This is a genomic window from Thioclava sp. GXIMD4215, from assembly GCF_045291555.1.
Classification (GTDB): Bacteria; Pseudomonadota; Alphaproteobacteria; order Rhodobacterales; family Rhodobacteraceae; genus Thioclava; species Thioclava litoralis.
On the sequence record NZ_CP149517.1, the window covers coordinates 179,442 to 202,442 of the forward strand.

Sequence of the window (23,001 nt, forward strand, 5' to 3'; positions counted from 1 at the left end):
TGCAACGTCCGGACCGGAAAGATTGCCGCTTGCCCAAGATTTGGGCGAGCGGTTTAACTTTTGGACTTTAGTCGTATTTCGGCCTTGTAGATAAGGTGTGGGCGCATGGCCGTGATTGCGCTAGCCTGAGCCAAGGTTCATTCCGTCCGCGATATGGAGGGATTCAGATGCAGGCTCCGACACCTCAGGTTTTGGCCGCAGCGGCCACCGGAATCGACAGGTTTATCCGCCGTTACAAGCTTTGCCCCGACAGTTTTTTCGGCACATTGGGCTTTGCGCCGGAAACGGCGAGCCAGCCGATGAGCCGGATGGATCTGGACCTTTACTGCCGCATGATGGAACTGGGGGCCGAACGGTCGGGGGATGTGAATTTCGGACTGGCCTATGGGCAGGCGTTCACGCCGGAAATGCTGGGGCTGATCGGCTATATCGCCATAAATTCGCCGGATCTGGGCACGGCGGCGCAAAATCTTGCGACCTATTTCCCGTGGCACCAGCAAGGCACCGTGACCGGCTGTCGCCAGCAGGGCGGGCTGACATGGATGAGCTATCGCATCGCGCCGGAGCGTGTGCATCTGCGCGATCAGGATGCGCTGGTCACGCTGGGCATGTTCTCTAACGTTCTGCGTCATGCGGCGGGGGCGGACTGGACGCCCGAACTGATCGAACTGGAACAACCCGAAACCGGCTCGCGTCAGGAAATAGAGGCTGCATTCGGCGCGCCGGTGCGCTTTGGCCGCCCCGCCAATGCGCTGGTTTTCCGCAGCGAAGACGGTGTGCGTGCCATGCCGGGGGCCGATGCCACCCTGCAGCAGCTTTTGCTGTGCAATCTGCGCGCCCTCAGCCTGCGCGAGAATGGCCCCAGCCTGACCGAGGAGGTGGCCGAGGTGATCCGCCTGCATCTGCGTGATGCGGAACTGGATCTTGACCGCCTGTCGGACCGGATGGGCCTGCCGCGCTGGACCTTGCAGCGCCGTCTGCAAGAATGTGGCACCAGTTTCGCGCGTCTGGTCGAAGAGACCCGCCGCGAACAGGCCTGCCGCTATCTGGAAGGGTCGCGCCTGTCGATCTCGCATATCGCGGCAGAGCTGGGCTATTCCGAACCCAGCGCCTTTGTCCGTGTGTTCCGCCGCTGGGAGAACACGTCGCCGTCGCACTATCGCAAGGCCTTCAACGCGTTGCGCCACTGATCTTCCGCGCCCCGCGCGCAAGAACGGATCGCCCTTCCGGCGCGCTGTTTTTTGGGGCAGATCGTCTGTTATCACGCAAAAGCGCAATCGCCCGCTTTATCTTCGCCCCCAGCAGGGTTACATGGGGGCAAACATAAGGGAGAAGGTCATGGCCGACGATCTGATCAACAGCTTCATGAATGTGCCGGACGATAATGGCCGGTTCGGGATCTATGGCGGGCGTTTCGTCTCGGAAACGCTGATGCCGCTGATCCTCGATCTGGAGGCGGAATACGAGCGCGCCAAAGTCGACCCGACCTTCTGGGCCGAGATGGACGATCTGTGGAAGCATTATGTCGGTCGCCCCTCGCCGTTATATTACGCGCCCCGCATGACCGAAGAGCTGGGCGGTGCCAAGATCTACCTCAAGCGCGACGAGCTCAACCATACCGGCGCGCATAAGATCAATAACGTGATCGGCCAGATCCTGCTGGCCAAGCGCATGGGCAAGACCCGTATTATCGCGGAAACCGGCGCGGGGCAGCATGGTGTGGCAACGGCCACGGTTTGTGCCAAATTCGGTCTGAAATGCGTGGTCTATATGGGCGCGACCGATGTCGAGCGTCAGGCACCCAACGTCTTCCGCATGCGTCTTCTGGGGGCCGAAGTGGTGCCCGCGACCTCCGGTCGTGCCACGCTGAAAGATGCCATGAACGAAGCGCTGCGCGATTGGGTGACCAATGTGCGCGACACGTTCTACTGCATCGGCACGGCGGCTGGCCCGCATCCCTACCCGATGATCGTGCGCGATTTCCAGTCGATCATCGGCAAGGAGGTGCGCTGGCAACTGGCCGAGCAGGAAGGCGAGGGCCGTCTGCCCGATACGCTGGTGGCGGCCCTTGGCGGCGGGTCGAATGCGATGGGGCTGTTCTATCCGTTCCTGAACGACAAATCGGTGAATATCATCGGCGTCGAGGCGGGCGGGCACGGTGTGAACGAGAAGATGGAGCATTGCGCCTCGCTGACCGGCGGGCGTCCGGGGGTGCTGCATGGCAACCGCACCTATCTTCTGCAAGATGCCGATGGCCAGATCCTTGAGGGCCATTCGATCTCGGCGGGTCTCGACTATCCCGGTATCGGGCCGGAACATGCCTGGTTGCATGATACGGGCCGTGCGAACTATGTCTCGATCACCGATAAAGAGGCGCTGGAGGCGTTCCAGTTCTCCTGCCGTACCGAAGGCATCATTCCTGCGCTCGAGCCCAGCCATGCGCTGGCGCATGTCATGAAGATCGCGCCGACCCTGCCCAAAGACCATATCATCGTGATGAATATGTGCGGGCGCGGCGACAAGGATATCTTCGCGGTCGCCAAGCATCTGGGGTTCGATATCCAGACCGAACGCTAAGTCCGGACAGAGCATGCCCGAAGCCATGAGACCGGCTTCGGGCTTTTTCCTGCGCTGGCATGGTGCGCCTCTGCAGGGCGGGGCCTTGGCGCATGGCGCGACGGTATGGCCGCACGTCAGTCTTTCTTTTTCTTCTTTTTCAGTAGCTTCGTCGGATCGGCTGCGGTGGCCTTCGCAAGGCTGTCAGGGTCGAGCGCCGTCAGTTGCCGCAGCCAGATGTTGAGTTGCGACGAGATCTCGGCCAGCGCGGGCAGTCGCGGGTCTTCGGTGGCATGGGCGGCAAAGGCCTCGGCCAGAGGTTCGAACGTCTTGCGCTGGCGCTCGATCATCAGCTTGCGCAGCAGGGCCCAGGGATCCGCATCCGCCACATAGAAATCCTTCCGGCTGCCGGGGCTGCGGGCCTGCTGGACCAAGCCGATTTCCCGCAGCTCTTTCAGGGCGGTCGAGACATTCGAGCGCGAAATGCCCAGAAGGGTGACCAGATCATCTGCCGAGGGGTTCTGTGCCGCGCGCCAGATTGCCCCCAGACACATCGCGGCAGGTCGGCTCAGGCCAAGCTGTGCGGCATTGTCTGACAGGATGCGCGAAAGCGGGGGAAGGGAGGTCATGCGGGGTTCCAGTTAGTGAAGGCCGAAAGGAGCCCTGCGCGCAGGGCATGGTCTGCCGCGCCCTCGGTCGCGGCGGCCCCCTGTTGTGCCAGAGCATGGGTGAGTGCCTGCGCGAAAGGCCCGAAGGTCAATACGCGTTGGCCCAGCCACCACGGGCGGGTGTCCGAAAGCTCGGCCCCGATCAGGCTGCCCAGAAGGGCCTGACGGGACAGGGCGGGGGTGGCCAGAGCGCGCATCAGCCGTTCGGGACGGGCGCGGGTTTCGGACAGGGCGGCGTCGAATTCGGCGTCAGGGGGCAGCGGCGCGCCGCCACCGAATGCCGCAAACAGCCGCCCCGTGGCGCTGCGGGTGACCGAGACCACCTCTTCGGCAGAAATCTGTGCCCATAACGTGGTCTCGCCGGTCATGGCGATGACCCCGTCGAATTGCGGCTGTGCCTTCAGAAGCCCTGCGATCAGGGCCACTTCGCGCGGGTGGGCGGTGACGGGGGGATGGTTTTGTACCAGCTTCGGCAGAAGCCGGATCTGCTGGGCCGGACCCTCCGTGGTGGCGGTGGCCTTGCAGGGAATGTGGCGTGCAGGCCCATCTGCTGCCGCCAGCACAGCCCGTTCGGCACCGGTGGTGGCAAGTTCGCGCGCCATGAGGGTCTGCGCATCCGCGCCTTCCAGCGCAATGTGACGCGGGGAATCGGCCTGTTCGTCCCAGAGAAAAAGTCGGGCGCCATCCACGGCGCCCGCCAGCCATGTTGTCATCCTGTCCTCCATTATCCAGCCCTAGAAATCATGTGCCGGACGCGGGGGCAAGGGATTAGTCCTGTGTCAGACAGTCGCTGAGGGTCTTGGTCAGCCCCGACAGCAGCGTCGCGTAAAGATCGGGACCGTAGTCGAGCGTGCTCCCCGACGGGTCCAGCGCGCCGCCAAGTTTGACCTCCGTGCCCTCCAGCAGGATCTTGATCTGTTTGGGGTCGTGCTGGGCCTCGGGGAAGGCGCAGATGACGTGATCGGCCCCGAGCGCCTGATGCAAGTCTTCCAGATGTGCCGCACCGGGCGCTGCGGCATCGCCCGCGCTGACGCTGCCGGCGATCTCCAGTCCGTAATGGTCGGCCAGATAGCCATAGGCGGCGTGGAAGACGACGAAGGGTTTGCCTTGCGCCGGGGCAAGCTGTTTTGCCAGACCGGCATCAAGATCCTTGATCCTGGCAATCGCGGCATCGGCATTGGCGGCATAGGTGTCCGCATGTTCGGGGTCTTTTTCGGCCAGTGCCTTGGCAATCACCTGCAGCCAGATTTCGGCGTTTTGCGGATTGAGCCATGCATGCGGATCAAGGCCGTCATGGTGGTGATGTTCGTCATGATCCTCGTGGTCATGCCCGTCGTCATGGTCCTCGTGATCATGATCGCTATCGGCGTGCGCCTCGTGGTCATGATCATGCCCGTCCTCATCCTCCACCAGTTCCGGCGTGTGGAAATCCTGCCGGATCGTGCCGTCGGCATGCAGCAGCGAAATCGCGGTCGAGTTGTTGAGCGTATCGATCGCGCGATCAAGCCACGGCGTCAGCTCCGGTCCGATCCAGAACACAAGATCGGCATCTTGCAGGCTGCGGGCCTGACTGGGGCGCAGCTGGAAGCTATGCGGGTCGGCCCCTTTATCCAGAAGCACCTTCGCATCCCCGAGGTTGCCCATCACCTGTTGGACCAAGGATTGCACGACCGGCGTGCCGGTGACGACGCTGGGAATGTCGGCTTGTGCCAAGGCGGGCAGGGCGGCAAATGCACCGATGGTCGCGGCCAGACGAAGCGGCAGACGGGACATGTGGTTTCCTTTCGGGACGAACTTGTTTTCAAATGTGCTTTTGTTTATGTAATAGAATAACAAGTCAAGCAGAATTGTGATGCTATAACATGCCGCAGGTTTCAAAAGAGAGCGTCAGTGCCTTCGAGGCGCATGATCACACCCATTGCGCGGGCCATGCGATGTCGCGCGCCGAAGGCGTGATCGCGGCGCAAAAGCTGCGGCTGACGCCGGTGCGCCGCCGCGTGCTGGAGATCCTGCTTGAGGAACATCGCGCGATGGGGGCCTATGAGGTGCTCGAACGGCTGGCGGAGGAGGGCTTTGGCAAACAGCCCCCCGTGGCCTATCGCGCGCTGGATTTTCTGGTCGATTGCGGGCTGGTGCACCGGATCCGCAGGCTGAACGCCTTTATCGCCTGTCTGCATGCGGGCGAGGACCATGCGCCGGTTTTCCTGATCTGCGAGACGTGCGATGCCGTGGCCGAAGCGCCCGGAGCCGCAGTGCGCGCCGAACTGGACAAATCCGCGCTGGGGGTGGGTTTCAGGGTGGATCGCGCCAGCATCGAAGCCGTGGGCCTTTGCCCGCGCTGTGCGCAAAAGCCCGAGAAAGAGACCACGAAAGATGTCTGACAGCCTGCTTTCGGCGCAGAATCTCGGTGTGAAACACGGCGATGATTTCGTTCTGCATTCGGTTCATTTCGACATCCGGCCCAAAGAGATCGTGACGGTTGTCGGGCCGAACGGGTCGGGGAAGTCGACGCTGATCAAGGCCCTGATCGGGCTGGAAACATTGGCGACGGGGCGCGTTCAGAAAGCGGCCGGTCTGGTGATCGGCTACGTGCCGCAAAAGCTGCATATCGATGCGACGCTACCGCTGAGTGTGCGGCGCTTCCTGTCCCTGCCCAAGCGGGTCAGCGATGCGGCGGCGCGGGCCGTTTTGGCGCGTGTCGGGGTTGAGGGAATCGAGTCCCGCCCGCTGTCGGGGCTATCCGGCGGGCAGTTGCAGCGCGTGCTTCTGGCGCGCGCGCTTCTGGCCAAGCCGGATGTGCTGATTCTGGACGAGCCGACACAGGGGTTGGACCAGCCGGGTACGGCGGCCTTCTATCTGCTGATCGAGGAGGTGCGTGCCGAAACCGGCTGTGCGGTTCTGATGGTCAGCCACGATCTGCATGTGGTGATGTCCTCGTCGGATCGGGTGATCTGCCTGAACGGTCATATCTGCTGCGAGGGCACCCCCGCGATTGTGTCCGAGGCACCGGAATACCGGGCGTTGTTCGGTATCGGGACGGGCGGTGCCTTTGCGCTTTACCAGCACCATCACGACCATAGCCACGATCCGCAAAGCGGAGCCTGCCTTGCCCATGATCACGGCGCAAGCTCAACCAAGGATACTGCACCGTTATGATGGCGCTTTTCGATGATTTCCTTCTGCGCTCGCTGCTGGCGGGGGTGGGGCTGTGTCTGGCCACCGGTCCTTTGGGGGCCTTCGTGGTCTGGCGGCGTATGGCCTATTTCGGGGATGCGACCTCGCATGCGGCCATTCTGGGCGTTGCAATCAGTCTGGGCTTCGGGGTTTCGGTCTATGCCGGAACGTTGGGGGTGGCGCTGCTGATGGCGCTGACCGTGGCGCATCTGTCCGGTCGCGGATATGCGGCGGATACCGTGCTGGGCGTGCTGGCCCATGCGGCGCTGGCCATCGGTCTGGTGGCGGCTTCGTTTATCGGCGGGCTGCGGGTGGATCTTTCCGCATGGCTTTTCGGGGATATTCTGGCCGTGTCGCGCATGGATCTTGCGATCATCTGGCTTGGTGGGCTGGTTGTGCTGGCGCTTCTGGTCTGGCGCTGGCAGAATCTGCTGACCGCGACCGTCAGCGAGGCGCTGGCGAAATCTGCCGGAATCGACGGGCGGCGCGAACAGCTTGTGCTGACGGTGGCGCTGGCGCTGACGGTGGCCGTGGCAATCAAGATCGTCGGAGCCTTGCTGATTGCGGCGCTGTTGATCGTCCCTGCGGCGGCGGCGCGTCAGGTGGCGCGCAGTCCCGAGGCGATGGCGGTTAGTGCCACGCTGATCGGAATGGCTTCGGTGGCGGCGGGTATTTTCGGCTCGCTACGCTGGGACACGCCTGCGGGGCCGTCGATCGTGGTGGGAAGTGCTCTTATTTTCGTGATGCTCCTGCTTTTCCGCAGGCGTCACTGAGTCGTTTTGCAGGCATGCCATGCCGGATCGGGGCCCGCTCCCGCTCTCGCTCCCGCACTGGCTTCCGGCCCGTAAGACAGGCGCCGGGCGCAGGGCAAATCTGATTACGCAGACCTCGGGCATAAGGTTCCGTGATTCGCGGAAAAATTCTGATTTTCATGGACCTATGCAATTTACTGAAGCTGTTTGCCCCCATGTATAAAGGGCGCTGTTGCCATAAAGCTTAAAAAACCGTGCCAAAGTGCAACACATATCACAGTCACGCGCGCAAAGCTTGAGATTCCCCCTTTGCAATTTCGTGAGCCTGTGTAATCGTCGCGTTCGATGCTGCATGTTTGGCGGCACTCTACGGTAATGACGGAGATTACTATGAAAAAACTCGCTACCCTCGCACTCGTCGCCGGTCTCTCGGCTTCGTCCGCTTTCGCAGGCGGTTACACCGCACCGGTCGTTGAGCCGGAGCCGGTCGTCGTCGAGCAAGGCTCGTCCTCGAACGCAGCGATCCTGATCCCGGTTCTGCTGCTGGTCGGTATCGCAGTTGCTGCGGCTGACTAATCAGTCTGACTGATTTCATGGGAAAAGCCGGAAAGCGATGCTTTCCGGCTTTTTTCATGCGCCTAAGACCGTTGTGTCCGCATTCTGTGCCTTTCCCGATTGCAACTGTTATCCGCCCGGACATAACCTAGAATTGCAAGGCACATCTCGTTGCGGGTCGATCCCCGTCGAGAGCCAGGGGGAGGATTGTTTTGGGAAAAGTCATTACGGTTGCTCAACAAAAAGGTGGTGCGGGTAAGACCACCGTCGCGGTCAATCTGGCCATAGGCTTGGTGCGGGCAGGCTATAGTGTCGCGCTTCTCGACACCGATCCGCAGGGGTCTTTAGGCCGCTGGTTCATGACGCGGCGCGACGCGCTGGACGATCCGGGGGTCGGATTTGGCACCTCGTCGTCCTGGGGCGTCAGCTATGAATGTGAAAAGCTGAAACGCGATTTCGATGTGGTGATCGTCGATACGCCGCCCAAAGTGGATAGCGATCTGCGTCCGGCCCTGCGTGAAGCCGACGAGATCATCGTTCCGGTGGCAGGCAGCCATGTCGATCTCTGGGCCACCGAAGGGGTCCTTGATCTGGCGCGGCGCTGTAACAAAAGCCCGCGCATCCTTCTCAATCGCGTCAAAAGCAACACGCGTCTAGGGCAGGAAGTGGCGCAGGCTGCGGCAGAGCTCGAGGCGCAACTGATGACCTCCACGCTGGCCAATCGCGTGGTCTATGCCGAAACACTCGGGCAGGGGCTGTCTGTCGTGGAAGCCAAGCGCAGTCCCGCATGGGATGAGATTGCCGCCCTGCTGGAAGAGCTCAATATAGCGTCCTGATCTTGTGGCGCATGATCCAGAGCCCGGTTTTCAGAAGCGCCAGACGGTCGCGCATCCAGGCGCGGGCATAGCGATGCCGGCGCATTGTGCGGTGGTCGGGGCTGCTGATGCTGGCCTCCAGCCCCAAGGCCCGTGCAATCAGTCTGGCGCGAAAGCCGTGATAGCGGTCGGTGACAAGGATCACGCCCCCCTGTGCCAGATCGGGGCAGAGGGCTTTGGCATTGGTGATATTCTGGATCGTATCGGTCGAGCGGTCCTCCAGCACCAGACGGTCTGGCGCAACGCCGTGCCGGATCAGGATCCGTGCCATGACTTCGGCCTCGCTCGGGGCGTGGCGGCCAAGCCCGCCACAGCAGATGATCCGCTGGGCCTGCCCCGCCTGCCAAAGCGTCAGCGCCTGCATGACCCGCCGGTGCAGGGCGGGAGAGGCTTGCCCGTCGGGCCAGACGGCAGCGCCGAGAATCAGGATCGTTATCGGGCTCATAAGGCGCATCTAGGGGGCGGGCCGGTTGAAATCCAGTCCTAGAATTCGAACCATAGTCCCAGTTTCACGCGCGGCTGCCGTTCCGCTTCTAGCGGGGCGGAGACGCCCAGTTGCAACTGCGCCCACGCGAACTCCTTGACGACAGAGGCGGTGAGGCTGCGGGACAGGCCGTCATTATCGGGTTTGTAAAGCTGTAACTGGGTAAAGACCATCAGGTCCTCGCGCAGATGCAGGCCCGCCGTCAGGTCCAGTTTGGTGAAGCTTTTGCTGGGCAGGTGGCTCGGGTCCGGCAGGGTCATCGGGTCGATGCCCTCTGCCGCCGGATCATAGCGCACGCTTTGCGGTGCCTGCAGGTGGCGCAGTTCGGCGCTCAGCCAGCCCGGCCTGTGCCAGAGCGGGTCTTGCACGGACATGCCCCAATTCGCGCCCAGCCCGTACATGGAGACACTCTCTCCATCCAGTTTGCGGGTTCCGACCCAGCCGGTCATGGTCAGCTTCTGCGACCATGTGTCGGGAAAAACCGGCGTCTGCCAGCCGATCCAGTAGTCTTCGGACCGGTCGCCCCGCCCGAGATCGACAATCAGGGTGCTCCGTGCCGAAAGCCCGTATTCGGCATAGAGGCTGGTCCATGTCTCGGTCTCCTGTCCGGTCTCCTGACCGAAAGACAGGAAAGCGGTGCCTTTCTCACGCATCCACGGTCCGGCCCCGACAGGGGTGGCCAGACACAGGCAGAGCATGACCAGAGCGAAAGGGCGCATCGCGGCCTCCTTGAGCGGAGGCCCAGTGTCTCACAGCCCCTCCTGCCGACCAAGGAATTTCTTCTTAGGGTTGTGGCCCGGTCAGATCATCCGGCGCAGCCCTGCCTGCACCTTCAACAGGGCAGGCAGATATTCGGCGCGCGCCTCGTCGATATCGTGGTGCAGGGCGGCAAAGCCGGTGTTCAGCGCGGCAACGGTTCTGCCGCGCGCATCAAGGATCGGCACGGCCAAAGAGCGCAAGCCAGGCTCGACCTCCTGATCGATGGTGGCATAGCCCTGCGCGCGGACCTGCGCGATCACGCCCATGATCTCGTCGGGATCGGTCAGGCTTTGCGGGCTGCGCGGGCTGAGATCGGAGGCCTCAATCCGTGCGCGGGCATCGGGCTCGGGCAGCGCCGCCAGCAGCACCCGCCCCATCGAGGTGCAATGCGCCGGCAGCCGCGATCCGGGCATCAGTCCGATGGACATCACCCGCCGCTGCGCCGCTCGCGCCAGATAGACGATTTCGGTCTCGTCAAGGATCGCCACCGAACAGGATTGCCCGATCTGCTCTGACAGCTGGTCGAGCCAGGGCTGCACCACCTGCGCCAGCGGCATCGAGGCCAGCGCCCCCATCCCCAGCCGTAAAACGCGGGGCGTCAGGCTGAAGAACTTGCCATCATATTCGGCATAGCCCTCGTGATACAGCGTCAGAAGGCAGCGCCGCGCGGTGGCGCGGTCAAACCCTGTGCGGGCGGCCACATCGGTGATGGCAAGGCGCGGCGTCTCGGCACCAAAGCACTCCATCACCTTCAGCGCCTTGGCCAGAGACCCGATATGATCGGTCGGTTTGTTCAACATGCGAACGCCCTTTTCGTCTATATGAACAAAGATCAATATACGAACAATACGGCTTCTCCGGTCACATCCGCAAGCGTAATGTCGGCCCCAATTAGGAGGACTTACATGGACAAGACTGTTTCGTCTGTGGCCGCAGCCGTCGCGGATATTCCCGACGGTTGCGTGCTGATGATCGGGGGCTTTGGCGGGTCGGGCGCACCGATCGAGCTGATCCACGCATTGATCGACCGGTTCCGCGCGACCGGCAGCCCGAAAAACCTGACTGTGGTCAATAACAACGCCGGTAACGGGTCCATCGGGATCGCGGCGATGATCAAGGCGGGCATGGTGGGCAAGATGATCTGCTCTTTCCCGCGCTCGTCGAATGCCGAAGCCTTCAACGAGAAATATCTCGCGGGCGAGATCGCGCTGGAGCTGGTTCCGCAGGGCACGCTGGCCGAGCGTATCCGTGCCGCAGGTGCGGGCATCCCCGCCTTCTACACGCCGACCTCTTTCGGGACCGAGCTGGCCGAGGGCAAGCCCGTCGAGGAATTCGAGGGTAAATCCTATGTGCAGGAACGCTGGCTGAAGGCCGATTTCGCGCTGATCAAGGGCCATATCGGCGATAAGATGGGCAATATGACCTATCGGATGGCAGGGCGGAACTTCAACCCGCTGATGGCGATGGCCGCAAACCGCACCATCGCGCAGGTCTCGAGCCTGATCGAGCCGGGCGGGATCGACCCGCAGGAAGTCATCACCCCCGGCATTTTCGTCGATGCCTTGGTCGAGGTGAAAGACCCGCAACAGGAAGAAGTCCTTGTCCGGACGGGAGTGGTCTACTGATGCTTGATATGAAACTTTCCAACGCGCAAATCGCATGGCGCGCGGCGCAGGACATCGAGGACGGCTCTTATGTGAACCTCGGCATCGGCTTCCCCGAGATGATCGCCAAGTTCCAACCCGAAGGCCGCGATGTGATCTATCACACCGAGAACGGCGTTCTGGGCTTTGGCGAGGCCCCGCCCGCCGGTGAGGAGGACTGGGATCTGATCAACGCGGGCAAGAAGGCGATCACCCTGAACCCCGGTGCCGCGTTTTTCCACCATGCGGACAGCTTCTCGATGGTCCGTGGCGGCCATCTGGATCTGGCGGTGCTGGGCGCTTATCAGGTCGCCCAAAACGGCGATCTGGCGAATTGGCGGGTGGGGTCCAAGGGCGTGCCTGCGGTAGGCGGCGCGATGGATCTGGTGCATGGCGCCAAACGTGTGGCGGTGGTGACCGATCACGTCACCAAGGATGGTAAGCCGAAGCTCGTTGAGGCCTGCACCTTCCCGCTGACGGGTCTGGGCTGTGTGACCCGCGTCTATACCTCGCTTTGCGTGGTCGATATCGAGGGTGGCCGTTTCGTGCTGCGCGAGAAACTGGCCGCCATGTCGATGGAAGAGCTGCAATCCTATACGGGGGCGACGCTGCATGTCGACGGCTCGGTAGGCGAGATGACCGTGCCGGAGGGCCTGTGATGACCGAAGTCTATATCTGCGACTATATCCGCACGCCGATTGGCCGTTTTGGTGGTGCCTTGTCGAGCGTCCGTGCCGATGATCTGGGGGCGATCCCGCTGAAGGCGTTGGCGGAGCGCAACCCGTCGCTTGATCTCGCGCAGATCGACGAGGTGATCTTTGGCTGCGCCAATCAGGCGGGCGAGGATAACCGCAATGTCGCGCGTATGTCGCTTCTGCTGGCGGGCTATCCCGAAACGGTGCCGGGCACCACGATGAACCGCCTGTGCGGGTCGGGCATGGATGCGATCATCACCGCCGCCCGCGCGATCAAGGCGGGGGAGGCCAGCCTGATTGTGGCAGGGGGCGTGGAATCCATGTCGCGCGCGCCCTTCGTGATGCCCAAAGCCACCTCGGCCTTCTCGCGGGCCAATTCGGTCGAGGACACCACAATCGGCTGGCGCTTCGTCAACAAGCTGATGAAAAAGATGTATGGCGTGGATTCGATGCCCGAAACGGCCGAGAATGTCGCCGAAGACTTCAACGTCTCGCGCGAGGATCAGGACGCCTTTGCCCTGCGCTCGCAACAGGCGGCGGGGCGCGCGATGGAAAACGGGCGGCTTGCGCAGGAGATCGTGCCGGTCACCATTCCGCAGCGCAAGGGCGAGCCGGTGGTTGTCGATACCGATGAACATCCGCGTCCGCAGACCACCCTCGAGGCGCTGCAAAAACTTAAGGCGTTCGTGAAAGAGGGCGGCTCGATCACCGCAGGCAATGCGTCCGGCGTCAATGACGGGGCGGCGGCCTTGATTCTGGCGACGAAAGAGGCAGCCGAGGCCAATGGCCTGACCCCCATCGCCCGCGTGCTGGGGGGGGGCACGGCAGGGGTTGCCCCGCGCATCATGGGCTTCGGTCCGGCACCGGCCTCGAAGAAGCTGATGGACCGTCTGGGGCTGGCCCAGGACGACTTCGCTGTGATCGAGTTGAACGAGGCCTTCGCAAGTCAGGGGCTTGCGACGCTGCGCGACCTTGGCATCGCCGATGATGATGCCCGTGTAAACCGTAATGGCGGCGCGATTGCTCTGGGGCATCCGCTGGGCATGTCGGGCGCAAGGATCACCGGCACCGCGATGCTGGACCTGAAGCCGGGCGAGAAGTCGCTGTCATGTATGTGCATCGGCGTCGGGCAGGGCATTGCCATCGCTCTTGAGCGGGTTTGATCTTGTGAGGACGGGCGGCGATGAGGCCGCCCGTTTCTGTTTTGACTGGTTACGACGCTATTTGAGGTGGGTTTGTTTTCGCGTCGGGGAGGGTTCGGCTGGGGCAGGGGGTGTGGGGGGTGGTTTTGGGGCGGGTGATTCCTGTGATTTTGGGTGTGTTGGGGATTGGTGTCATAAAACTGTTCGAAATATATACTTTAATTTCAGTTGGTTAGTTGATTTTTTTGGTTTTTGGCATGTTTTTGTGAAAAAAGGGGTTGCGGGTTGTGGGTGTTCTCCGTAAATACCGCTTCACCGCAGCGGCAGACGACGCAGCGGGGCGCGGAAGCCGCGGCAGACGGGATCGAAAGAGACGGTTTGAAGCGGTTGAAGCGATAGAAATTCGGAAGATTAGGTTGGCGGTTAGCACCTGAGGATTGGGTGCTGCTGGTAATTTTTGTCTTCGGCTCTTTGACATTGATGGTTTTACTGAAGAGATATGCGGGCGGTTTGGTCGATGATCGACTAAATGATCGTTTGCATATCGGCTCACTAGGGTTTCGGCTCGATGATGTGAGTGTCAGCTTCACTGTTTGTCGGTTTCACGCAAGTGAGAACGGTAAGCAGAAAGCGTTTATCCAATTGGATAGACGATGTGCGAAGGTTCATGCGTCAAGGTTAGCGATGTAAATCGCTTTCAACTTGAGAGTTTGATCCTGGCTCAGAACGAACGCTGGCGGCAGGCCTAACACATGCAAGTCGAGCGAGATCTTCGGATCTAGCGGCGGACGGGTTAGTAACGCGTGGGAACGTACCCTTTGCTACGGAATAGTCCCGGGAAACTGGGTTTAATACCGTATGTGCCCTTCGGGGGAAAGATTTATCGGCAAAGGATCGGCCCGCGTTGGATTAGGTAGTTGGTGGGGTAATGGCCTACCAAGCCTACGATCCATAGCTGGTTTGAGAGGATGATCAGCAACACTGGGACTGAGACACGGCCCAGACTCCTACGGGAGGCAGCAGTGGGGAATCTTAGACAATGGGCGCAAGCCTGATCTAGCCATGCCGCGTGAGCGATGAAGGCCTTAGGGTTGTAAAGCTCTTTCAGCTGGGAAGATAATGACGGTACCAGCAGAAGAAGCCCCGGCTAACTCCGTGCCAGCAGCCGCGGTAATACGGAGGGGGCTAGCGTTGTTCGGAATTACTGGGCGTAAAGCGCACGTAGGCGGATTAGTAAGTTAGAGGTGAAATCCCAGGGCTCAACCTTGGAACTGCCTTTAATACTGCTAGTCTTGAGTTCGAGAGAGGTGAGTGGAATTCCGAGTGTAGAGGTGAAATTCGTAGATATTCGGAGGAACACCAGTGGCGAAGGCGGCTCACTGGCTCGATACTGACGCTGAGGTGCGAAAGTGTGGGGAGCAAACAGGATTAGATACCCTGGTAGTCCACACTGTAAACGATGAATGCCAGTCGTCGGCAAGCATGCTTGTCGGTGACACACCTAACGGATTAAGCATTCCGCCTGGGGAGTACGGTCGCAAGATTAAAACTCAAAGGAATTGACGGGGGCCCGCACAAGCGGTGGAGCATGTGGTTTAATTCGAAGCAACGCGCAGAACCTTACCAACCCTTGACATCCTGATCGCGGTTAGTGGAGACACTTTCCTTCAGTTCGGCTGGATCAGTGACAGGTGCTGCATGGCTGTCGTCAGCTCGTGTCGTGAGATGTTCGGTTAAGTCCGGCAACGAGCGCAACCCACGTCCTTAGTTGCCAGCAGTTCGGCTGGGCACTCTAGGGAAACTGCCGATGATAAGTCGGAGGAAGGTGTGGATGACGTCAAGTCCTCATGGCCCTTACGGGTTGGGCTACACACGTGCTACAATGGCGATGACAATGGGCTAATCCCAAAAAGTCGTCTCAGTTCGGATTGGGGTCTGCAACTCGACCCCATGAAGTCGGAATCGCTAGTAATCGCGTAACAGCATGACGCGGTGAATACGTTCCCGGGCCTTGTACACACCGCCCGTCACACCATGGGAGTTGGGTCTACCCGACGGCCGTGCGCCAACCAGCAATGGAGGCAGCGGACCACGGTAGGCTCAGCGACTGGGGTGAAGTCGTAACAAGGTAGCCGTAGGGGAACCTGCGGCTGGATCACCTCCTTTCTAAGGATGTTTCTAGTAGCTTGGCTTGCCTTGCTCGTGAAACACTTAGCATGAGGCTCAGTCAGAGCCTCAAACATATACGGCCAGGCCGTCCTCATATCTCTTCAGTAATCGGAAAAATGCCAAGGGCTTCGGTCCAGGAATGGGTCGGTAGCTCAGGTGGTTAGAGCGCACGCCTGATAAGCGTGAGGTCGGAGGTTCAAGTCCTCCTCGACCCACCACTTTCCACAGTTTATGGGGCCTTAGCTCAGCTGGGAGAGCGCCTGATTTGCATTCAGGAGGTCAGGAGTTCGATCCTCCTAGGCTCCACCATAACTTCCGATGACAAAACCAAAGATGAAATTGATCCAATCAGATCAGCAAGGCGTTCAAGTGATGAACGGTTTGCTCGTCCGATTGGACGGTTTGATATCGTATATAGAGATGAAATTAAACATCAGCATCGCGGGTTGCCCAAGTACGGGTGACAGCAGTTCGATCTGCAAGCAGCGATGTTGTTCAAGTCAAGTACACTAACCAATGTTGATGATCATAGATCATCAGCGGGAATAGTATGCATGCTTTTGATACAGGAAGAAGTCTATCTTCTTCTGGATCAAATCAAGCGCGAGAAGGGCGTTTGGTGGATGCCTTGGCAGTAAGAGGCGATGAAGGACGTGATACTCTGCGATAAGCTATGGGGAGCTGAGAATAAGCTTTGATCCATGGATCTCCGAATGGGGAAACCCACCTGAATGTTTGTTGTAATTACCTTGGTAATTTACAACCGACATAACCAGGGACTTATTACCTGAATACATAGGGTTTTAAGAGCGAACCCGGGGAACTGAAACATCTAAGTACCCGGAGGAAAGGAAATCAATATGATACTCCGCTAGTAGTGGCGAGCGAACGCGGACCAGCCGAGCCTTGAGAGTGAGTAGAATGGTCTGGAATGTCCAGCAATATGGGTGATAGCCCCGTATACGAAGCTCAACGGGACGTATTAAGTAGGGCGGGACACGTGAAATCCTGTCTGAAGATCGGAGGACCACCTTCGAAGGCTAAGTACTCCTTACTGACCGATAGCGAACCAGTACCGTGAGGGAAAGGTGAAAAGCACCCCGACGAGGGGAGTGAAACAGTTTCTGAAACCGGACGCCTACAAGCAGTCGGAGGAGCCTCGAGCTCTGACGGCGTACCTTTTGTATAATGGGTCAACGACTTGGTCTTACGAGCAAGCTTAAGCCGATAGGTGTAGGCGCAGCGAAAGCGAGTCTTAAAAGGGCGACGAGTTCGTGGGATCAGACCCGAAACCGAGTGATCTAGCCATGTGCAGGATGAAGGTTGGGTAACACCAACTGGAGGTCCGAACCGACACCCGTTGAAAAGGGTCCGGATGACGTGTGGCTAGGGGTGAAAGGCCAATCAAACTCGGAGATAGCTGGTTCTCCGCGAAAGCTATTTAGGTAGCGCGTCGATTGTATTCTCCCGGGGGTAGAGCACTGCATGGATGATGGGGGCCCACAGCCTTACTGAGTCTAAGCAAACTCCGAATACCGGGAAGAACTGATCGGCAGACACACGGCGGGTGCTAACGTCCGTCGTGGAGAGGGAAACAACCCTGACCAACAGCTAAGGCCCCCAATTCGTGGCTAAGTGGGAAAGCATGTGGGACTTCCAAAACAACCAGGAGGTTGGCTTAGAAGCAGCCATCCTTTAAAGATAGCGTAACAGCTCACTGGTCTAGTCAAGAGGTCCTGCGGCGAAGATGTAACGGGGCTCAAGCCACGAGCCGAAGCTTTGGATGCACTGTGAAGTGCGTGGTAGCGGAGCGTTCTGTGATATAGAACGCTGCCTCCTTACTTCCTTAGGGAAGATTGGAGGCAATGTTCTGACTGTGAAGCCGGGCTGTAAGGCATCCGGTGGAGTGATCAGAAGTGAGAATGTTGACATGAGTAGCGACAAACAGGGTGAGAGACCCTGTCGCCGAAAGTCCAAGGGTTCCTGCTTAAAGCTAATCTGAGCAGGGTAAGCCGGCCCCTAAGGCGAGGCCGAAAGGCGTAGTCGATGGGAACCAGGTTAATATTCCTGGGCCGTGAGATGGTGACGGATCTGAACCGTTGTTCACACTTATCGGATTGTGTGGGCAGCCTACAGGTCCCTGGAAATAGCCTCTCTATAAGACCGTACCCGAAACCGACACAGGTGGACTGGTAGAGAATACCAAGGCGCTTGAGAGAACCACGTTTAAGGAACTCGGCAAAATGCCTCCGTAAGTTCGCGAGAAGGAGGCCCCATCGCTAGGCAACTAGTGGTGGGGGGCACAAACTAGGGGGTGGCGACTGTTTACTTAAAACACAGGGCTGTGCGAAGCCGTAAGGCGACGTATACAGTCTGACGCCTGCCCGGTGCCGGAAGGTTAAAAGGAGGGGTGCAAGCTCTGAATTGAAGCCCCGGTAAACGGCGGCCGTAACTATAACGGTCCTAAGGTAGCGAAATTCCTTGTCGGGTAAGTTCCGACCTGCACGAATGGCGTAACGATCTCCCCGCTGTCTCAAACGTGGACTCAGCGAAATTGAACTGTGTGTCAAGATGCACACTACCCGCGGTTAGACGGAAAGACCCCATGAACCTTTACTACAGCTTCACACTGGCATCAGGATTGTGATGTGCAGGATAGGTGGTAGCCTTTGAAACCAGAACGCCAGTTCCGGTGGAGGCATCCTTGAGATACCACCCTTCGCACTCTTGATGTCTAACCGCGGTCCGTTATCCGGATCCGGGACCCTGTGTGGCGGGTAGTTTGACTGGGGCGGTCGCCTCCCAAAGAGTAACGGAGGCGCGCGAAGGTGGGCTCAGACCGGTCGGAAATCGGTCGTTGAGTGCAATGGCAAAAGCCTGCCTGACTGCGAGACTGACAAGTCGAGCAGAGACGAAAGTCGGCCATAGTGATCCGGTGGTCCCAAGTGGGAGGGCCATCGCTCAACGGATAAAAGGTACTCTGGGGATAACAGGCTGATGGTGCCCAAGAGTCCATATCGACGGCACCGTTTGGCACCTCGATGTCGGCTCATCTCATCCTGGGGCTGGAGCAGGTCCCAAGGGTACGGCTGTTCGCCGTTTAAAGAGGTACGTGAGCTGGGTTTAGAACGTCGTGAGACAGTTCGGTCCCTATCTGCCGTGGGTGTAGGATACTTGAGAAGAGTTGCCCCTAGTACGAGAGGACCGGGGTGAACGGACCACTGGTGGACCAGTTATCGTGCCAACGGTAGTGCTGGGTAGCTATGTCCGGACAGGATAACCGCTGAAAGCATCTAAGCGGGAAGCCCCCTTCAAAACTAGGTATCCCTTGAGGGCCGTGGAAGACCACCACGTCGATAGGCTGGAGATGTAAGTGCAGCAATGCATTCAGTTGACCAGTACTAATTGCCCGATTGGCTTGATTTGATCCAGTAGTAGACAGACACTCCTGCAGATCAAAATCATGCATACAACACAACTTGACTTGGACGCTCTTTATTCGGTTTGGTGGTCATAGCGCTGGCTATACACCCGGTCCCATTCCGAACCCGGCCGTTAAGGGCCAACACGCCAATGGTACTGCGTCTCAAGACGTGGGAGAGTAGGTCACCGCCAAACCTAATAAAGAGCGTCATTCATCTCTATAACGATAACACCCCCCAAATCAGACACAAATAACGCGGGATGGAGCAGCCCGGTAGCTCGTCAGGCTCATAACCTGAAGGTCGTAGGTTCAAATCCTACTCCCGCAACCAAATTTAGCGAACGAGAGTTCGACACATAGCCCGCCTCTCCGGCGGGCTTTGCTTTTATAAGCATCTCCAACAGCTTGCCCGATACATCCAGCTCATGATGCTGCTGTTCTGTAAGCGTTGCATTTGAACCCTTCTGAGGGGCAGATCTCTCCCCTCGTCACTCTGCTAGAATCCTCGAAACACGAGGTATCATGCATGAATGACTTTCCAAAGATTCGGAACCACTATGGCTTTGCGATCGAGTTGCATCCAGGAGGCCGTCGCGTCTGGCCGCCGAGCTTCAAAAGATTTATACGCGAGAAAATCGAGGCGGGTCAACTTAGCGTCGAGGAAGTGCGAGAGGAATGCCGGGTTTCTAAATCCCTCGTCTACAAATGGCGCGATGATGTCGCGAAGGGTCGCCACCGCTCCTTCGTTCGTTGTCAGCGGCATATATCTTCGCTGACTTCAACGATAGAACAGGTGACTAAAGTTCCCAAAGTGTGCGCCGATCGGCTGGAATCCGTAGTTTGCCCATAAAACATGATTAAAAATATTCTTGCGGGAACCAATAGTACCACGCGCATCAAAGAGAAAAGAGGCGGGCTCTGCATCTTCATGCGCAGACTGGGTGTCGCGCATAAAGATGCTGTCCCTTTGGGTGTTGAAAAGAGGGGAGAAGCGAAAAAGACGCGAAACGTCAGCTGTTGACGCAGCTATTCGCTGTGCGAGTGCCTCTCCCTGTCGTAGCGTCGCATCCCTTGTAAAATAAAACGCTGGCCGGTCGAGTGCGCGATTTTAAACACCTACATCGAAAAGGAAGAACACTGTGAGTACTGTCACAATTCTCGAAAAACGCCTTGCCGATAGTGTCACAAGCGCTGTGACCTTCGCGCAGATGCTTCCGCACCAAATCCGGAACCGGATCGCACCGCATCTGGCCAGCCAAGCACGCTCGGAAGCGCTACGTTTTGCGCGAAGCCTGAGGCCCGAGACATGCTGCGGGCCTTCCGTGGTTTTAGAACTCGACGCGTTGCTTGCAGCCGTAGAAGGACGCATCGCTGAGGGCACCTCCATGGTCCCGTTGGAGACAAACGACAGGCTGATTGTAGGACGCGAAGCACCTTACCTCGTCAAGCAATACGACACCGCCGCGGAGGCGCTGCGCAAAGATCGTGCAATGCTATTGGAAATGCAGCGTGCCGTTATCCAAGCGCTGGATCTCTCGACGGCAATCAACGTCACCAAGGAGCTTCTGACCAACTGAAAAACGTCGGCGCCCTCATCAAGGGCGCCCTCTTGACGATCACAAGCATTACGCGACTTTCCTCGCGGGACTGTAGGATCATCCGGCGCCTGGCGCGGCGGCATTCCACCTCTTTGCTGTAGCTGTCGGCGGACATCATGATCACCATTGCAGGCGGGATATCAAAGCCGATCTTCTGGGCCGATAAAATTATCCACAGAAAAAATGTGGCACAAAAAGTGGCACATTTTGTGGCACAAATGGCCCCCGTAGGGGTTATGTCATTTATTTTATTGAGTTAAATGGCGGAGACGAAGGGATTCGAACCCTCGATACCGTTCCCGGTATACTCCCTTAGCAGGGGAGCGCCTTCGACCACTCGGCCACGTCTCCGTTGACCCGTATAGCCGACCAACTCTCGGATATACAAGAGCAAATTTTAGATTTTGGACAAAAAGACAAAAGCGCCTTCAAGCCTCTGAAAATGCCGAAAAACACCCAGATTTACGGTACTTTTGGTCAGGATCTGGCCATCGCCTCAAGGTTGTATTTTGTGCAGAATTTATCCCCACGGTGATCAACCGCACAATAGGTCCTCGGTTCTTTGCTCATGGATTTGAAAAGCTCCGCCAGAATTTGCCGCTTCTATTTCTGAGACGTCCAGAACGATCCCACCTCCTTGTCAGCGCAAAGGAGGTCTTATGAAGCACTCGGATTCACGCAGCGGCGAATGTGCCGCACGTCACAAAAAAAGAGGCTGCAATAGAAAATGCGAAGCTTTTACGCAGCTATGCCCGCGCCTTATCGCGTCACACGCTTAGAAGCTTCACACAACAGGAGTTACGTCAACGTTGGAGGCTTGGCCCTGACACCGTGCGCGCAATTCTCGCTTCAGCATACCCAAACGTCAGCACCCTACCGAAGTCTTTCGATCTCCTTGAGGTTCTATCGATCGAAGGCGTCAACGATCCGATCAGGGAATGGATCGACACAACAGATCTTGGTCGTGCCATTTTCTGCGCTGACCTTCTGACGCTGGATGAATGGCGAGAGACCGTCATTCGAGAGACGAGGCTTGATGCCTCCCATTATCACCGTGCGCTCAAAACGGGAAAGCACCCTTCTATTCGCTTAGGCAAATCTTATCGATTTCGTCCCGCGCACGCTGTCCACGAAAGGAAAAATCGAAAATGACTCGAGGCGACAATGCCGACATTCAATGCGCCTGACCCACTCAAGAAAATGCATAAAAATCATATTTTTAAATCAAAAAAATGACACTTGTGGATGCCGGTCATGGTTTAAAGGTCCGGCACCCCGGCTGAGTCAAAATGCGCAACAATCGCCGATTTGACTGCATTCGCTGCATATCTTGCCCTGCGGGTCGGCCCCTCCTTCATTACCTGCTTTCGTTAAAAGAAAGGAAGTCCCTATGCTTGAAACCCATCAGTCGTGTAATACGCCGCCAACGCCGCAAATCTTACTCGCAAATTGGAATGCGGGTCTTTACAGCGCGTGTTGGGTAAGCTCAGTCCAGCCACGTAAAGTTGCTGCATTGCGCAAGGCCGCGGCAGTTTTTCGTTGGGCCGGAAATATAACTGATGATGCGTGCTCTCCTGCTACAATTGATGAGCTTCGATATTTTGCCGATCAACACTGTACGACAGAACCGCTACCAGCACGGTGCAAGCTGAAATCTCTCAAGCATGCTCAGAAGTGGCTCAAAGAGTACATTTCCGTGCTGTGCGTTGAAGAGAAGCGGCGCACGCTCAATACCCTTACCCCAAGTTTGTCAGCCGATTGGAAGGCTCTCTTTGACCATCTGAGTGGATGGACGTCCGGCGTCACGATCCTTGCGAATCCTGAACTAAGACTTGTCTTGGATTGCCCGCAGCTTTGTGACACCGCAGGGCTTAGGATATGCTCGGCGCGGGAATCCCGATCGAGAAGGTCGCACAGGTGCTCGGCCGCTCGAACGTGTCGGCAACGTATCGGGTCTATGGGTGCTTCCTGCCGAACCAGATGCAAGATGCCGTTGCGGCGCTAGATTTCATGAACATTCGGCGCGGATAGTCCTCTGATTTTTGACGGATCCGACGATTTTGGGTTCACGGAACTTTGGAAAGCTTCGTTGAATGCGTCATATAATCATGTAAGTGATTGTTTTACATGGTGGGCGGTGAGGGACTCGAACCCCCGACATCTTCGGTGTAAACGAAGCGCTCTACCAACTGAGCTAACCGCCCGCCTGAAGCTGCTTCTACCGACAGTTTCTTTGCACCGCAAGAGCATTATGTCGTAAAATATCTGAATTTCCGGAATAGGTTTCAGGGGGCATGCCCGATAGAACGTCAGTCGCAGCCCCGCAGACAAACCGACCCAACCCCATATTTTAAAGGGACTCTTCGGCAGGCAGGCCAGCGGATCAACCGCCCTCCCTGGCACAAAAGACCGGATGGCGCGGGGCGCGTATCTGATCTGGCAGGTGGGCGGGACATCACGCGCCCCCTTGCATAGGGAAACCCCCGCCTTCCGGAGGGAGGGCGGGG

The 23,001-nt window shown here is 58.5% G+C and carries 22 protein-coding genes, 5 tRNA genes and 3 rRNA genes; 19 read left to right on the top strand and 11 right to left on the bottom strand.

All coding sequences use genetic code 11. From position 1 onward, the window contains the following. Positions 1–167 precede the first annotated feature (167 nt). Both WDB86_RS17365 and trpB read left to right on the top strand, forming a co-directional pair. Positions 168–1,190, top strand: a complete 1,023-nt coding sequence (locus tag WDB86_RS17365) for an AraC family transcriptional regulator (protein ID WP_341486133.1) — start codon at positions 168–170, stop codon at positions 1,188–1,190. Positions 1,191–1,338: 148 nt separating this feature from the next. After that, positions 1,339–2,577, top strand: a complete 1,239-nt coding sequence (gene trpB / locus WDB86_RS17370; RefSeq protein WP_330629403.1) for a tryptophan synthase subunit beta — start codon at positions 1,339–1,341, stop codon at positions 2,575–2,577. A 116-nt stretch (positions 2,578–2,693) separates the two neighbouring features. Here trpB and WDB86_RS17375 read toward each other — a convergent pair whose 3' ends face one another. The 3 genes from WDB86_RS17375 to WDB86_RS17385 are packed head-to-tail and all read right to left on the bottom strand — an operon-like array spanning position 2,694 to position 4,997. Beyond that, entirely contained in the window at positions 2,694–3,185 is a 492-nt protein-coding gene (locus WDB86_RS17375; protein ID WP_341486134.1) for a MarR family transcriptional regulator, read from the bottom strand. Next, positions 3,182–3,937, bottom strand: coding sequence for a 2-dehydro-3-deoxygalactonokinase (locus WDB86_RS17380; protein ID WP_406737107.1), 756 nt, complete (start codon positions 3,935–3,937; stop codon positions 3,182–3,184). The genes WDB86_RS17375 and WDB86_RS17380 overlap by 4 nt, the downstream gene beginning before the upstream one ends. Before the next feature lie 55 nt (positions 3,938–3,992). Then, positions 3,993–4,997 (bottom strand): metal ABC transporter solute-binding protein, Zn/Mn family, encoded by a 1,005-nt coding sequence (locus tag WDB86_RS17385; RefSeq protein WP_339109924.1) that lies wholly within the window; start codon positions 4,995–4,997, stop codon positions 3,993–3,995. An 89-nt stretch (positions 4,998–5,086) separates the two neighbouring features. Here WDB86_RS17385 and WDB86_RS17390 point away from each other — a divergent pair, with 89 nt between their 5' ends. From WDB86_RS17390 to parA, 5 genes are all read left to right on the top strand, one after another. After that, on the top strand, positions 5,087–5,605 hold the full coding sequence (locus WDB86_RS17390) for a Fur family transcriptional regulator (protein ID WP_330629398.1): 519 nt from the start codon (positions 5,087–5,089) through the stop codon (positions 5,603–5,605). Next, positions 5,598–6,380 (top strand): metal ABC transporter ATP-binding protein, encoded by a 783-nt coding sequence (locus tag WDB86_RS17395; protein WP_341486136.1) that lies wholly within the window; start codon positions 5,598–5,600, stop codon positions 6,378–6,380. The genes WDB86_RS17390 and WDB86_RS17395 overlap by 8 nt, the downstream gene beginning before the upstream one ends. After that, positions 6,377–7,171, top strand: coding sequence for a metal ABC transporter permease (locus WDB86_RS17400; protein WP_330629394.1), 795 nt, complete (start codon positions 6,377–6,379; stop codon positions 7,169–7,171). Before WDB86_RS17395 ends, WDB86_RS17400 begins: the two co-directional genes overlap by 4 nt. Positions 7,172–7,540: 369 nt before the next feature. After that, the gene (locus tag WDB86_RS17405) at positions 7,541–7,726 is read left to right on the top strand and encodes a hypothetical protein (protein ID WP_330629393.1); all 186 of its coding nucleotides are present in this window, start codon (positions 7,541–7,543) and stop codon (positions 7,724–7,726) included. 191 nt (positions 7,727–7,917) lie between these two features. Next, entirely contained in the window at positions 7,918–8,541 is a 624-nt protein-coding gene (gene parA, locus WDB86_RS17410; RefSeq protein WP_330629392.1) for a ParA family partition ATPase, read from the top strand. On the opposite strand, the gene WDB86_RS17415 is transcribed toward parA, so the two are convergent. The 3 genes from WDB86_RS17415 to WDB86_RS17425 all read right to left on the bottom strand — a co-directional run bounded on the left by WDB86_RS17415 (position 8,525) and on the right by WDB86_RS17425 (position 10,623). After that, entirely contained in the window at positions 8,525–9,025 is a 501-nt protein-coding gene (locus tag WDB86_RS17415; protein WP_341486137.1) for a YdcF family protein, read from the bottom strand. The two genes, parA and WDB86_RS17415, sit on opposite strands and share 17 nt — an antisense overlap. 38 nt (positions 9,026–9,063) lie before the next feature. After that, positions 9,064–9,783 carry a hypothetical protein gene (locus WDB86_RS17420; protein WP_341486138.1) on the bottom strand — a complete coding sequence of 240 codons (720 nt, stop codon included), beginning with the start codon at positions 9,781–9,783 and terminating at the stop codon, positions 9,064–9,066. An 81-nt stretch (positions 9,784–9,864) separates the two neighbouring features. Further along, entirely contained in the window at positions 9,865–10,623 is a 759-nt protein-coding gene (locus WDB86_RS17425) for an IclR family transcriptional regulator C-terminal domain-containing protein (RefSeq protein ID WP_330629389.1), read from the bottom strand. Between the two features lie 105 nt (positions 10,624–10,728). Between WDB86_RS17425 and WDB86_RS17430 the strand changes: the two genes are divergently transcribed. From WDB86_RS17430 to pcaF, 3 genes are read left to right on the top strand one after another with little or no spacing between them, the layout of a single operon-like run. Further along, a complete protein-coding gene (locus WDB86_RS17430; RefSeq protein ID WP_330629388.1) occupies positions 10,729–11,448 on the top strand; it encodes a 3-oxoacid CoA-transferase subunit A in 720 nt (239 codons plus the stop codon). Further along, positions 11,448–12,125: a 3-oxoacid CoA-transferase subunit B gene (locus tag WDB86_RS17435; RefSeq protein ID WP_330629387.1), complete on the top strand. Its 678-nt coding sequence runs from the start codon at positions 11,448–11,450 to the stop codon at positions 12,123–12,125. Before WDB86_RS17430 ends, WDB86_RS17435 begins: the two co-directional genes overlap by 1 nt. Continuing rightward, the gene (pcaF, locus tag WDB86_RS17440) at positions 12,125–13,324 is read left to right on the top strand and encodes a 3-oxoadipyl-CoA thiolase (protein WP_341486139.1); all 1,200 of its coding nucleotides are present in this window, start codon (positions 12,125–12,127) and stop codon (positions 13,322–13,324) included. Before WDB86_RS17435 ends, pcaF begins: the two co-directional genes overlap by 1 nt. A 203-nt stretch (positions 13,325–13,527) precedes the next feature. Here the strand turns inward: pcaF and WDB86_RS17445 are convergent, their stop codons facing one another. Further along, positions 13,528–13,893, bottom strand: coding sequence for a hypothetical protein (locus WDB86_RS17445; RefSeq protein WP_341485891.1), 366 nt, complete (start codon positions 13,891–13,893; stop codon positions 13,528–13,530). Between the two features lie 108 nt (positions 13,894–14,001). Between WDB86_RS17445 and WDB86_RS17450 the strand changes: the two genes are divergently transcribed. From WDB86_RS17450 to WDB86_RS17475, 6 genes are all read left to right on the top strand, one after another. Then, positions 14,002–15,469: ribosomal RNA gene (locus WDB86_RS17450) — 16S ribosomal RNA — on the top strand. A 144-nt stretch (positions 15,470–15,613) separates the two neighbouring features. After that, positions 15,614–15,690, top strand: a tRNA-Ile gene (locus WDB86_RS17455). A gap of 15 nt (positions 15,691–15,705) precedes the next feature. Continuing rightward, positions 15,706–15,781, top strand: a tRNA-Ala gene (locus tag WDB86_RS17460). Between the two features lie 286 nt (positions 15,782–16,067). After that, positions 16,068–18,898: ribosomal RNA gene (locus WDB86_RS17465) — 23S ribosomal RNA — on the top strand. Positions 18,899–18,975: 77 nt separating this feature from the next. After that, positions 18,976–19,090 (top strand): 5S ribosomal RNA (rrf, locus tag WDB86_RS17470). The 16S, 23S and 5S rRNA genes sit together here with 3 tRNA genes alongside, the layout of an rRNA operon. Before the next feature lie 60 nt (positions 19,091–19,150). Next, positions 19,151–19,227 (top strand) — tRNA-Met (locus WDB86_RS17475). A gap of 189 nt (positions 19,228–19,416) precedes the next feature. On the opposite strand, the gene WDB86_RS17480 is transcribed toward WDB86_RS17475, so the two are convergent. Next, complete coding sequence (locus WDB86_RS17480; protein ID WP_341486140.1) at positions 19,417–19,659, bottom strand: hypothetical protein; 243 nt, start codon at positions 19,657–19,659, stop codon at positions 19,417–19,419. A 15-nt stretch (positions 19,660–19,674) separates the two neighbouring features. Then, on the bottom strand, positions 19,675–19,848 hold the full coding sequence (locus WDB86_RS17485) for a hypothetical protein (RefSeq protein ID WP_341486141.1): 174 nt from the start codon (positions 19,846–19,848) through the stop codon (positions 19,675–19,677). A 187-nt stretch (positions 19,849–20,035) separates the two neighbouring features. Between WDB86_RS17485 and WDB86_RS17490 the strand changes: the two genes are divergently transcribed. After that, positions 20,036–20,473 (top strand): hypothetical protein, encoded by a 438-nt coding sequence (locus WDB86_RS17490; RefSeq protein WP_341486142.1) that lies wholly within the window; start codon positions 20,036–20,038, stop codon positions 20,471–20,473. A 137-nt stretch (positions 20,474–20,610) separates the two neighbouring features. Next, positions 20,611–20,754: a hypothetical protein gene (locus WDB86_RS17495; RefSeq protein WP_406737108.1), complete on the top strand. Its 144-nt coding sequence runs from the start codon at positions 20,611–20,613 to the stop codon at positions 20,752–20,754. Position 20,755: 1 nt separating this feature from the next. Here WDB86_RS17495 and WDB86_RS17500 read toward each other — a convergent pair. Then, a tRNA-Ser gene (locus tag WDB86_RS17500) sits at positions 20,756–20,845 on the bottom strand. Between the two features lie 339 nt (positions 20,846–21,184). On the opposite strand from WDB86_RS17500, the gene WDB86_RS17505 reads away from it, so the two are divergent. Further along, on the top strand, positions 21,185–21,646 hold the full coding sequence (locus WDB86_RS17505; protein ID WP_341486143.1) for a hypothetical protein: 462 nt from the start codon (positions 21,185–21,187) through the stop codon (positions 21,644–21,646). Between the two features lie 976 nt (positions 21,647–22,622). On the opposite strand, the gene WDB86_RS17510 is transcribed toward WDB86_RS17505, so the two are convergent. Further along, positions 22,623–22,698: transfer RNA gene (locus tag WDB86_RS17510), tRNA-Val, on the bottom strand. Positions 22,699–23,001 lie beyond the last annotated feature (303 nt).

Bases quoted from the DNA above. Each gene is read 5' to 3' on its own strand.
- WDB86_RS17365 (WP_341486133.1), top strand. From the start codon at position 168: ATGCAGGCTCCGACACCTCAGGTTTTGGCCGCAGCGGCCACCGGAATC.
- trpB (WP_330629403.1), top strand. From the start codon at position 1,339: ATGGCCGACGATCTGATCAACAGCTTCATGAATGTGCCGGACGATAAT.
- WDB86_RS17375 (WP_341486134.1), bottom strand. From the start codon at position 3,185: ATGACCTCCCTTCCCCCGCTTTCGCGCATCCTGTCAGACAATGCCGCA.
- WDB86_RS17380 (WP_406737107.1), bottom strand. From the start codon at position 3,937: ATGACAACATGGCTGGCGGGCGCCGTGGATGGCGCCCGACTTTTTCTC.
- WDB86_RS17385 (WP_339109924.1), bottom strand. From the start codon at position 4,997: ATGTCCCGTCTGCCGCTTCGTCTGGCCGCGACCATCGGTGCATTTGCC.
- WDB86_RS17390 (WP_330629398.1), top strand. From the start codon at position 5,087: ATGCCGCAGGTTTCAAAAGAGAGCGTCAGTGCCTTCGAGGCGCATGAT.
- WDB86_RS17395 (WP_341486136.1), top strand. From the start codon at position 5,598: ATGTCTGACAGCCTGCTTTCGGCGCAGAATCTCGGTGTGAAACACGGC.
- WDB86_RS17400 (WP_330629394.1), top strand. From the start codon at position 6,377: ATGATGGCGCTTTTCGATGATTTCCTTCTGCGCTCGCTGCTGGCGGGG.
- WDB86_RS17405 (WP_330629393.1), top strand. From the start codon at position 7,541: ATGAAAAAACTCGCTACCCTCGCACTCGTCGCCGGTCTCTCGGCTTCG.
- WDB86_RS17415 (WP_341486137.1), bottom strand. From the start codon at position 9,025: ATGAGCCCGATAACGATCCTGATTCTCGGCGCTGCCGTCTGGCCCGAC.
- WDB86_RS17420 (WP_341486138.1), bottom strand. From the start codon at position 9,783: ATGCGCCCTTTCGCTCTGGTCATGCTCTGCCTGTGTCTGGCCACCCCT.
- WDB86_RS17425 (WP_330629389.1), bottom strand. From the start codon at position 10,623: ATGTTGAACAAACCGACCGATCATATCGGGTCTCTGGCCAAGGCGCTG.
- WDB86_RS17430 (WP_330629388.1), top strand. From the start codon at position 10,729: ATGGACAAGACTGTTTCGTCTGTGGCCGCAGCCGTCGCGGATATTCCC.
- WDB86_RS17435 (WP_330629387.1), top strand. From the start codon at position 11,448: ATGCTTGATATGAAACTTTCCAACGCGCAAATCGCATGGCGCGCGGCG.
- pcaF (WP_341486139.1), top strand. From the start codon at position 12,125: ATGACCGAAGTCTATATCTGCGACTATATCCGCACGCCGATTGGCCGT.
- WDB86_RS17480 (WP_341486140.1), bottom strand. From the start codon at position 19,659: ATGCCGCTGACAACGAACGAAGGAGCGGTGGCGACCCTTCGCGACATC.
- WDB86_RS17485 (WP_341486141.1), bottom strand. From the start codon at position 19,848: ATGCGCGACACCCAGTCTGCGCATGAAGATGCAGAGCCCGCCTCTTTT.
- WDB86_RS17495 (WP_406737108.1), top strand. From the start codon at position 20,611: ATGATCACCATTGCAGGCGGGATATCAAAGCCGATCTTCTGGGCCGAT.